At 64.8% G+C, this 9,950-nt stretch carries 7 protein-coding genes and 1 pseudogene; 6 read left to right on the forward strand and 2 right to left on the reverse strand.

Annotated features, from left to right (window positions below; all coding sequences use genetic code 11):
• Positions 1 to 136, forward strand: a pseudogene (locus tag BVH06_RS25495) (IS4 family transposase); the annotation flags it as partial.
• Between the two features lie 78 nt (positions 137 to 214).
• Complete coding sequence (locus BVH06_RS16570; protein ID WP_075934818.1) at positions 215 to 427, forward strand: VF530 family DNA-binding protein; 213 nt, start codon at positions 215 to 217, stop codon at positions 425 to 427.
• A 475-nt stretch (positions 428 to 902) separates the two neighbouring features.
• Here the strand turns inward: BVH06_RS16570 and BVH06_RS16575 are convergent, their stop codons facing one another.
• Positions 903 to 4,013, reverse strand: a complete 3,111-nt coding sequence (locus tag BVH06_RS16575; RefSeq protein WP_075934819.1) for a transglycosylase domain-containing protein — start codon at positions 4,011 to 4,013, stop codon at positions 903 to 905.
• Positions 4,014 to 4,183: 170 nt separating this feature from the next.
• Between BVH06_RS16575 and BVH06_RS16580 the strand changes: the two genes are divergently transcribed.
• Positions 4,184 to 5,005: an aldo/keto reductase gene (locus BVH06_RS16580; protein WP_075932127.1), complete on the forward strand. Its 822-nt coding sequence runs from the start codon at positions 4,184 to 4,186 to the stop codon at positions 5,003 to 5,005.
• 370 nt (positions 5,006 to 5,375) lie between these two features.
• Here BVH06_RS16580 and rapA read toward each other — a convergent pair whose 3' ends face one another.
• A complete protein-coding gene (gene rapA, locus BVH06_RS16585) occupies positions 5,376 to 8,219 on the reverse strand; it encodes an RNA polymerase-associated protein RapA (protein WP_075932088.1) in 2,844 nt (947 codons plus the stop codon).
• A gap of 457 nt (positions 8,220 to 8,676) precedes the next feature.
• Here rapA and BVH06_RS16595 point away from each other — a divergent pair, with 457 nt between their 5' ends.
• From BVH06_RS16595 to BVH06_RS25750, 3 genes are read left to right on the forward strand one after another with little or no spacing between them, the layout of a single operon-like run.
• A complete protein-coding gene (locus BVH06_RS16595; protein ID WP_075932087.1) occupies positions 8,677 to 8,973 on the forward strand; it encodes an aspartate-semialdehyde dehydrogenase in 297 nt (98 codons plus the stop codon).
• Positions 8,973 to 9,590, forward strand: a complete 618-nt coding sequence (locus BVH06_RS16600) for an alpha-ketoglutarate-dependent dioxygenase AlkB (protein WP_075934820.1) — start codon at positions 8,973 to 8,975, stop codon at positions 9,588 to 9,590. Before BVH06_RS16595 ends, BVH06_RS16600 begins: the two co-directional genes overlap by 1 nt.
• The gene (locus BVH06_RS25750) at positions 9,587 to 9,745 is read left to right on the forward strand and encodes a hypothetical protein (protein WP_168172920.1); all 159 of its coding nucleotides are present in this window, start codon (positions 9,587 to 9,589) and stop codon (positions 9,743 to 9,745) included. Before BVH06_RS16600 ends, BVH06_RS25750 begins: the two co-directional genes overlap by 4 nt.
• The last annotated feature ends 205 nt before the right edge of the window (positions 9,746 to 9,950 follow it).

Raw genomic sequence — 9,950 nt, forward strand, 5'->3', positions numbered from 1 at the left:
CAGAAGGTTGGCTGAGCTGCGGGGAGGTATCGGAGGAATGTTTCTGGATCACCGTCCAAGGCCGGGAAGACCCAGGACGGTGAAGATTTCCAAAACCCGATATCCAGTGGATCGTAAGGCTGCTCCGCTTAAGTGAACAGCATTACGGACACTGTCCGGGCCTTTTCATTGGTGCCTGCTGGTAAGCTTGCGGCCCAGCCATCAGGAACTCGCCATGACCTCATCCAAAGACCCGATGCACGGCATCACCCTGCAAGCCATACTGACCGAACTGGTCGAGCAATTCGGCTGGGAAGGCCTGGCCCAGCGCATCGACATCCGCTGCTTCAAGAGCGACCCAAGCATCAAGTCGAGCCTGACTTTCCTGCGCAAAACGCCCTGGGCGCGGGAGAAGGTGGAGGCGTTGTATCTGAGGCAGAAGCGCTAGGGTTCGCTGGCGCTAGGGAAAGGCGCGAGCAAGGCCGCAGCCGACGGTAAGCAGAGTTTATCTGGTAGGAGGGGCTTTAGCCGCGAGCTCTTTACGTTCTACACGCTATACATGAGCTGTGGTTTACCAGCGTTATCGCGTTGTTCATGCGTTCGGTTCCGCTCTGATGAGCGGGTTTCTTTTGGCATCGCCCCAAAAGAAACCAAAAAGTCTAGCCCCGACATCCGGCCCCAGCTTCGCTGGGGTTCCCTCGCTCCATCATTGCTCCGAGGGCACGCCGCGAAGGGCCATCCCTGGCCCATCGCGGCTCTCGCGGCATCCATGCCGCTCAACCCTCTCCACAACGATTTCGTTCGGCCTCCTGAAGGGGCGATTGGTATCGTCTGCTAATTTTGCGGCACGAGGAGCACCAGAAAGCCAAAGCGGTCGACCTGCTGCTCGTGCCATGTAGCGACAGCTTGAATCGCAGCCGCCTCTAGCGAACCACCTGCGCCGTTTGCTGCTGCGGTGGCGGCGCGCATTGCGTGCGGGCGCCGGTCTGCAGGTAGGGCGCCAGAATCGGCTGCATGCCCTTGAGCACCTGCACCGGCAGTGCCGAGGTGAAGCGGAAATTCTCTGCGGCGCGGCCTGGCACGAAGGCGGTTAGGGTGCCGAAGTGGTCCGGTCCGAGAAAGAACACGAAGGTGGCAGTGCGGTTCTGCACCCGTGAGCTGATCACCTGGCCTGCGCGGCCGACGCTGGTCATGCGGTTATCGCCGGTGCCGGTCTTGCCGCCCAGGGTCAACGGGCTGCCGTCGGCAAGGGTGAAAGCGCCCTGCAAGCGTCGCGCGGTACCGCCATCCACCACTTGTGACAGGGCTTCGCGCAGCGCCGCGGCGACCTCCGGGGCCATCACCCGCTTGCCCGCTTCGAGCACGTGCCCCAGGCGCGTGTCGTAGGGCGTGCCGCCGGCGAAATGCAGGCTGTCGATGCGCACGGTGGGCAAGCGGATGCCGTCGTTCTGAATGATGCCGATCAGCTCGGCAAGGGCCGCAGGGCGATCACCCGAGCTGCCCAGAGCGGTGGCCAGGGACGGCACCAGGTACTCGAACGGGTAGCCCAGGTTCTGCCAGCGCTGGTGGATATCCAGAAACGCCTCGACCTCCAGCATGATGCGAATGCGACTGTCGCGGGCGCTCTTGTGGCGGCTCTTGAACAGCCAGCCGTAGACCTCCTGGCGCTGCTCGGCGCTGGCGGTCACCGCGTCATTGAAGGCGGCCTGGGGATGGTCGATCAGGTAGGCCAGCAGCCATAGCTCCAGCGGGTGCACGCGGGCGATATAGCCTTGGTCCGGCAGGCTGAAGGCACCGGGGCCGTAGCGCCGATAAAGCTCGTCGATATGTTTGTCACTGATTCGCGTGCCGGGCAAGTGAGCACGGATGAAGTTGGCGAAGGTGGCCTGATCGACATCCGGCATCAGGTAGCGGTGCACGGCCGCCAGGCGCGTATCGGTGAGACGCAGGCCGCCGATGAAGGTGTCCAGGCGCTCCTGGGCCGATTGCCCCTGGTACTTGCGCCAGAAGCGCAGCAGAAAGGTGGTGCCCTCGCGGTCGGCGAAACGGCTCAGGTATTCCTGGCGCCGTGGATCTTTATCGTCCTTGAGCAGGGCAGCGCTGTTGCCCGGTGCCTGGTAGGTGCTGTAGCGCACCAGATCGCGCATCAGGCGTACGAAAGGCAGGTTGATCGATTCACGCAGCGATTCGCGCAGGGTGGGGCGCCTGCCATCGTCCTCACGGCGGAAGTTGCCGAAGGTATGCAGGCCGCCGCCGGTGAAAAAGCGCTCACCGGGGTTCGCCGAGTAACGGCGCTCCAGCGCGGCGTCGAGCATGCCGGCCAGGTCGGCACCCGGGTTTGTCTGCAGGTAGTCGATGGCCCAGCGGCTGAGCAGATCCTGATCGGCCACGTCCTGCCCGCGCAGTTGCGCCGGGCTCATACCCGCCAGCCGGCCATGCAGTTCGGCGATCACTTCCAGATAGGTCGCCATGACCCGCAGCTTGGCGGTGGAACCCAGCTCCAGCTTGCTGCTCTCGTTGATATCGAAGGGCTGGTGGGTGTTGTCGGTCTGCACGCGTACCTGGTTGCCATTGGGCGTGCGCTCGAACAGGGTGAAGCTGTAGCGCACGTCGCCGGTCTTGCTGGGCGACAGCAGGCGATCGCCGAACAGGCCGACGCCTTCGGCGAAGGCGGGGTCGGCGAGCTGTTCGAGGTATAGGCTGACCTGTTGCTGCAGGTCCGAATTGAGGCTGGCGCGGGCTTCCAGGTCGAGGCGGTCGAGTTCGTAGTAGGACAGATTGAGCAGGCCGGCCAATCGTGCCCGCGCCATGCTGATGCCCTTGTCGCTGTCGATGCGCTGCAGGTTGGGATCGGTCTGCCAGTCGCGGTAAGTCACCTGCTGGGCCAGGGCCACGTCGCGCAGCGTGCTGTCCAGCACGCCACCGTCGGCCAACAGACGCAGGTGGCTGTCGACCAGCGCGGCCAGTTCTGCACGGCCCTGGGCGAGGTAATACGAGGGCCGGCGCTGGGCGATCATCAGCGATAGCACCTGGCGCAGCGCCAGGCCCCGCTCGGCCAGGTTGGCATCGCTGGCCTGCTCGGCGTCGAGCAGACGGTTGGTGGTGACGAAATCCACGCCGAACCAGATGCGCAGGCCATCGGCCAGGCCGTGCACCTCACCATGGCCGGGGGCGGCCGAGAGCGGCACGCTGTTGAGGTAGTCGCGCACGATGTTCTGCCTGGCCACGAGTGTCTGCGGGCCGCCCTGGTAGGCGCGTACGCTGGCGGAGATCATCTGGCGCAGTTTCTCGGCCGGCGCATGGGTAATGCCGTCCGGGGAGTGGCGGTACTTCTCCAGCTGGGTGGCCAGGGTGCTGCCACCGGCGGACTGATCCTGCATACCGACGTACTTGCCGACCTGGGATAGCGCCGCTTTCACGAAGCGCGGCCAGTCCACCGCCGGGTTGGCTTCGGCCGGCTCGGCAGCAAGCAACTGGCGGTCCTCGATGAACAGCAGGCTGCCGACCACCAGCGGTGGAATGGCGGTGAAGTCGGTGTAGCGCTGGCGTGGGTTACGCACGGTGTAGAAGGGTGTGCCGCGGCAATCCTCGATGTTCACACCGGTTTGCGCCTTCTCGGCGAAGGGCGGGAAGAAACCGTGCTCGGTGTAATTGGTCAGTGCAGCCGAGAAACGGGCTTGCTGCAGTACCTCGAAACCGCGGCCCTGCAGGCGTTCGATGAAGGCCGGCAGGCGGCTGTAGCCCTGGCGTTGATCGAAGGGGCCGCTATCGGGATAGACGATGGCGTCACTGGGGCCGTCTTCGATTTCATAGGTGAGCGTGGCGGCGTAGCGGCTCAGTTCGCTGGACTGGAAATGGGCGGTGCGCAGTTCGTAGATCAGCAATCCACTCGCTCCGACCAGCCCGAGCAACAGCGTCGAGCCGACCACCCAGCGCACAGGGTGCTTGCGGGGCTGGGGGTTGCGCGGCACCGCGGTAGCGACCTTGTGTTCGCGTACAGGCGGTGCGGAGTCGGATCGCCATAGTGCGCCCATGGTTAACTGGCCCTGGCTTGTCCTTTCCTTCACAGCGTAGCCGCTGAGCGACGCGCTGTCCGACCGATCGGTCAAAAAAATCCTGCCTTTACATAAACCTAGCCCCGCGTCGTTGGCCTGAACCTGAGCCATACCAGCCGGTCAGGATGCAATCACCAGGAGGAAGCATGATGCGCACACTCGAATTGGCCGGCACTCAGGTACCGGTGATAGGCCAGGGCACCTGGCGTATGGGCGAAAACCGTGATCGGCGCAAAGGCGAAGTCGCCGCGCTGCGTGAAGGCGTCGAGCGCGGCCTGCGGCTGATCGACACTGCCGAAATGTATGGCGAAGGCGGAGCCGAAGAGGTTGTCGGCGAGGCTATTTCCGGCAAGCTTGATCAGGTCTTTCTGGTCAGCAAGGTCTATCCGCACAATGCCAGCCGCAATGGCGTGGCGGCGGCGTGCGAGCGTAGCCTCAGGCGCCTGGGCACCGAACATATCGACCTCTATCTGCTGCACTGGCGCGGCCGGTACCCGCTGGACGAAACGGTCGAGGCCTTCGAGCGCCTATGTGAGCAGGGCAAGATCGGCCGCTGGGGCGTTTCCAATTTCGATCTGGATGATCTGCAGGAGCTCGGCGAGCCGGCCTGCGTGACCAACCAGGTGCTCTACAACCCCGAGGCGCGGGGCGTGGAGTTCGACCTGCTGCCGTGGCAACAGCGCCAGAACATGCCGCTGATGGCCTACTGCCCGCTGGGGCAGGGCGGTGCACTGCTGGCGGACGCCGCGCTGCAGCAGGTGGCGCAGCAGCATGGTGCGACCACTGCCCAGGTCGCTCTGGCCTGGGCGTTACGTCAACCCAACGTACTGGTGATTCCCAAGGCCAGCGATCCCCGGCACCTGGCCGAAAACGCCGCAGCCGCCGAGCTGCAGCTCAGCGCCGCCGATCTTCAGGCGATCGACAGCGCCTACCCGGCGCCGACGCGCAAGCAGCGATTGCAGATGGTGTAAGGGGCGATGGGGCGTGAATGCCGCGATCGATTCGCCCCGAGGTCGGGGCTCCCACAGATCGCTGACACACGCGATGCTTTAGGCGTCGCAACCCGCGGCGAATGGCGCAGCCCGCACTGGAGGTGCGGCTGCGATCAATCGATGGATTGGGCGTTCAGATCGCGCGCCGGCCATCATCGATTCGCCCCGAGGTCGGGGCTCCCACAGGTCTCTAATTACGCACGATCCTGTAGGAGCCGCGACCCGCGGCGAATGGCGCAGCCAGCACTTAAGGTACGGCGAGACTGAAGTCCCTTTCCTGCCGCAGACCAGACTCCTTGCAATGCGCTGAAGCCAATCTCGCCCTCTGCAAGAGGGCGAGCTGACGACCTCAACCCGCGACCAGCACCCGAATGGCTTCCAGGCGCAGAGCGGCCTTGTCGAGCATGGCCAGGCCCTGTTCGCGCTGCTCGCGCAAGGCATCCAGTTCGCTGTCACGTACGCTCGGGTTGACCGCCTGCAGAGCGGTCAGGCGGGCCAGTTCTTCGTCCAGCTCGGCAGCCAGGCGGCGTTTGGCTTCAGTGACGCGCTCGACATGGCGCGGCGAGATCTTGGCTTCGCCAGCGGCGATCTTCGGCGTCAGCGCATCACGCTGGGCCTGCACGAACTTGTTGGCGCTGGCGCGCGGCACGGCTTCGAGCTGGTCGTTGAGGGTATCGAAGGAGACCTTCGATGCCAGGTCGTTGCCGTTGCCGTCGAGCAGGCAGCGCAGCGCAGCCGGCGGCAGGTAGCGGCCGAGCTGCAGCTTGCGTGGCGCTACCACTTCGCTGACGTACAGCAGCTCCAGCAGCACGGTGCCGGGCTTGAGCGCCTTGTTCTTGATCAGCGCCACCGAGGTGTTGCCCATCGAACCGGAGCGCACCAGGTCCATGCCGCCTTGCACCATGGGGTGTTCCCAGGTGAGGAACTGCATGTCCTCGCGGGACAGTGCCAGGTCGCGGTCGTAGGTGATGGTCACGCCTTCGTCGTTGCCGAGCGGGAAGCTGGCATCGAGCATCTTCTCGCTCGGGCGCAGGATCAGGGCGTTATCGGAATGGTCTTCACTGTCGATGCCGAAGGCGTCGAACAGCTGCTCCATGTACATCGGCAGGGCGAACTGATCGTCCTGCTCGAGGATCGCTTCGACCAGCGCCTCGCCTTCACCGGCACCGCCGGAGTTGAGTTCCAGCAGGCGGTCGCGACCGGCGTGCAAATCGCCTTCCAGACGCTTGCGCTCGGCGGTGGCTTCGTCGATCAGCGTCTGCCACTGGCCGTCGTCGGCGTTTTCCAGCATCGGCAGCAGGCGGCTGCCGAACTGGTGCTGCAGGGCGTTGCCGGTCGGGCAGGTGGCCAGGAAGGCGTTCAGCGCCTGGTGGTACCACTGGAACAGACGCTCCTGGGGGCTGTTTTCCATGTACGGCACGTGCAGCTGGATCTTGTGCTTCTGGCCGATGCGGTCGAGGCGACCGATGCGCTGCTCGAGCAGGTCCGGGTGGGCCGGCAGGTCGAACAGCACCAGGTGATGGGCGAACTGGAAGTTGCGGCCTTCGGAGCCGATTTCCGAACAGATCAGCACCTGGGCACCGAATTCTTCATCGGCGAAGTAGGCAGCGGCGCGGTCACGCTCGAGGATGCTCATGCCCTCGTGGAACACCGTGGCCGGAATGCCGGAGCGCACGCGCAGGGCGTCTTCCAGGTCCATGGCGGTCTCTGCGTGGGCGCAGATCACCAGCACCTTGAACTTCTTGAGCATCTTCAGGGTGTCGATCAGCCACTCGACGCGCGGGTCGAAGCGCCACCAGCGCTGGTCTTCCTCGATGTCGGCCTGGCCCTGATAGCTGACTTCCGGGTACAGCTCGGCGTGCTCGCCAAGCGGCAGCTCCATGTATTCGTCCGGGCTCGGCAGCGGGTAGGGATGCAGCTCGCGCTCCGGGAAGCCTTGTACCGCGGCGCGGGTGTTGCGAAACAGCAGGCGGCCGGTGCCATGACGGTCGAGCAGCTCGCGTACCAGGCGGGCGCGGGCGTCGGTGTCGCCGCCGTCGGCAGCATCCAGCAATTCGCGGCTGCCATCGCCGAGAAAGCTGCCGATGGCATCACGGGCCTGGGCGCTGAGCTGGCCCTGGTCGAGCAGTTCCTGTACCGCCTCGGCCACCGGTTTGTAGCTGGCGCTTTCGGCGCGAAAGGCTTCCAGGTCATGGAAGCGGTTCGGGTCGAGCAGGCGCAGGCGCGCGAAGTGGCTGTCCTGGCCGAGTTGCTCCGGGGTGGCGGTGAGCAGCAGCACGCCGGGAATCACTTCGGCCAGTTGCTCGACCAGGCTGTACTCGCGGCTGGCCTTTTCCGGGTGCCAGACCAGATGGTGGGCTTCGTCGACCACCATCAGGTCCCATCCCGCAGCGAACAGCGCGTCCTGGGCCTTCTCGTCCTCGCACAGCCACTCCAGCGCGACCAGCGCCAGTTGTGCGTCTTCGAACGGGTTGCTGGCGTCACTCTCGATGAAGCGCTCGGCATCGAACAGGGCGACTTCCAGATTGAAGCGGCGGCGCATCTCCACCAGCCACTGGTGCTGCAGGTTTTCCGGCACCAGGATCAGCACGCGACTGGCGCGCCCCGAGAGCAACTGGCGGTGGATCACCAGGCCGGCTTCGATGGTTTTGCCCAGGCCCACTTCGTCGGCCAGCAATACCCGTGGGGCGATACGGTCGGCCACTTCACGGGCGATATGTAGCTGGTGAGCGATAGGTTGTGCACGCACACCGCCCAGGCCCCACAGCGAGGATTGCACCTGCTTGCTGGTGAACTCCAGGGTGCGGTAGCGCAGCGAGAACCACGGCAGCGGGTCGATCTGACCGGCGAACAGACGGTCGCTGGCCAGGCGGAACTGGATGAAGTTGGACAGCTGGGTTTCCGGCAGGGTGACGGCCTGGTTCTTGCCATCGAGGCCGTGATAGACCAGCAGGCCGTCGACGTCGTCGACTTCGCGCACGGTCAGCTTCCAGCCTTCGAAATGGGTGATCTCGTCGCCCGGCGAGAAGCGCACGCGGGTCAGCGGCGCATTGCGGGCTGCGTACTGACGGGTTTCGCCGGTGGCAGGGTAGAGCACGGTGAGCATGCGGCCATCCTGCATCAGGATGGTGCCCAAGCCCAGTTCCGCTTCGCTGTCGCTGATCCAGCGTTGCCCCGGTTGATACTCCGCCATGCTGCCTGTCTCCACCTGTGAAAAAGCCGGCTATGTTACCGCAGGGCTAGGGTCTGTTGCCATTTCAACGCGAGCCGCGTTGCCGCGAGAAATCTCGCTAGGCCGGGCGGCGATCCGCTAGGCGGAGGGCGCAGGGAATGGCTGTTCCCTTGCCAAGTCCTCCAACGACGCATGGCGAGATTTCTCGCACAACCCGGAGGGCCGGGCCCGTTTTGCCGCGATACTGCGTTTCTCGCCGGCTCATTTAGTCCACTAAACTTCGCGGCTCGTGCCTTGCCTCGCGGCAAAACGGGCTCCGGCGCGGCCGTGCGTGAAACGGCAACAGACCCTCGGCTCGACCAAAGGCGCATCACGCCTGTTTTGGCACTTACCGACACGCGTCCGGTCAGACAGTGTAGTAACGCAGCCATAAAGTCGCCCGCCGTATGGCCGATAACGCTGCAAAGAGAGGTCATCCATGCTGCCGCCGATTCCTCACAGCCTGATTCCCGTCACCGCCCAGCAGGACGTGGTCAAGCCGCGTCCGGACATCGCGCCGGTGACGCCGACCGCCGAGGCGGCTCAGGAGGATGCGGTCGGGCTCGACAAGCGCCACCCCCAGGAGGTGGAAGAGCGCTTGCGCGAAGAGCAGCGCCGTCGGCAGCGACGGGGCTACACGGCGGCCGAGCTGGCCGAGGGTGAAATCGACGAGGCGGATGAGCCGGCCATCGACCAGCTTCCGCGCCAAGGCCTCTGGGTGGACGTGGAGGTTTGATGCCCGGCGCTCAGGGTGGCTTGTTCGACGGCGGCGCGCAGCAGCTTGCCGATGCCGAACTCACCTATCAGCCCCACTGGCTCGACGCCGTGACGGCTGATGACTGGCTGCGGCGGCTGGTCGAACAGACGCCCTGGCAGCAACCCGAGGTGCTGCTGTTCGGCCGTCATCATCCGGTGCCGCGCCTGCTGGCCTGGTATGGCGATCGCGAAGCCAGTTACCGCTATTCCGGCATGACCCACCAGCCGCTGCCCTGGACGCCACTGCTGGCCGAGATTCGCCAGCGCCTGGTCGACAGCCTTGGCCAGCCGCTCAATGGCGTGCTGCTCAACTACTATCGCGATGGCCAGGACTCCATGGGCTGGCACAGCGACGACGAGCATGAACTGGGCATCGAGCCGTTGGTGGCATCGTTGAGCCTGGGCGGCGAGCGGCGCTTCGACCTGCGCCGCAAGGGCGCCACGCGCATCGAGCATTCGCTGCAACTGGCCCATGGTTCGCTACTGGTCATGGGCGGCCAGACGCAGCATCATTGGCAGCACCAGGTGGCCAAGACGCGCAAGCCTTGTGCTCCCCGACTGAACCTGACGTTTCGTCTGATCCGGACGCCGCTATGAGCAATGATGTGAAACTGATCGACTTCGCCGCCGAGCGCGACAAACGCATCCACGACCTGCGCGACAGGAAGCTCGAAGAGATGCGCAATGCCTTCGAACAGGCCCTGCCGCTGCCCAAGGGTAAGAAGTCCAAGAACAAGCCGAAGAAACGCTAAGAACCTGTTCATGATCTTTAAGCCCAGGTTCGGCGACTTTGGCGGCTAAGTGGCGGTAGCGGCCGTTATCCGATCCATTGTGGGAGCCGCGACCTCGCGGCGAATCGCTCAGGCACCGCCGAAATAGGCAGTCAGGCTGCAATCGTTTCGCCCCGAGGTCGGGGCTCCCACAGGTTGGTTTGAGTGTCTGCTCCTGCCTTGTAGT

The sequence above is a fragment of the Pseudomonas sp. PA27(2017) genome (assembly GCF_001945445.1).
In the GTDB taxonomy this organism is placed as follows: domain Bacteria; phylum Pseudomonadota; class Gammaproteobacteria; order Pseudomonadales; family Pseudomonadaceae; genus Aquipseudomonas.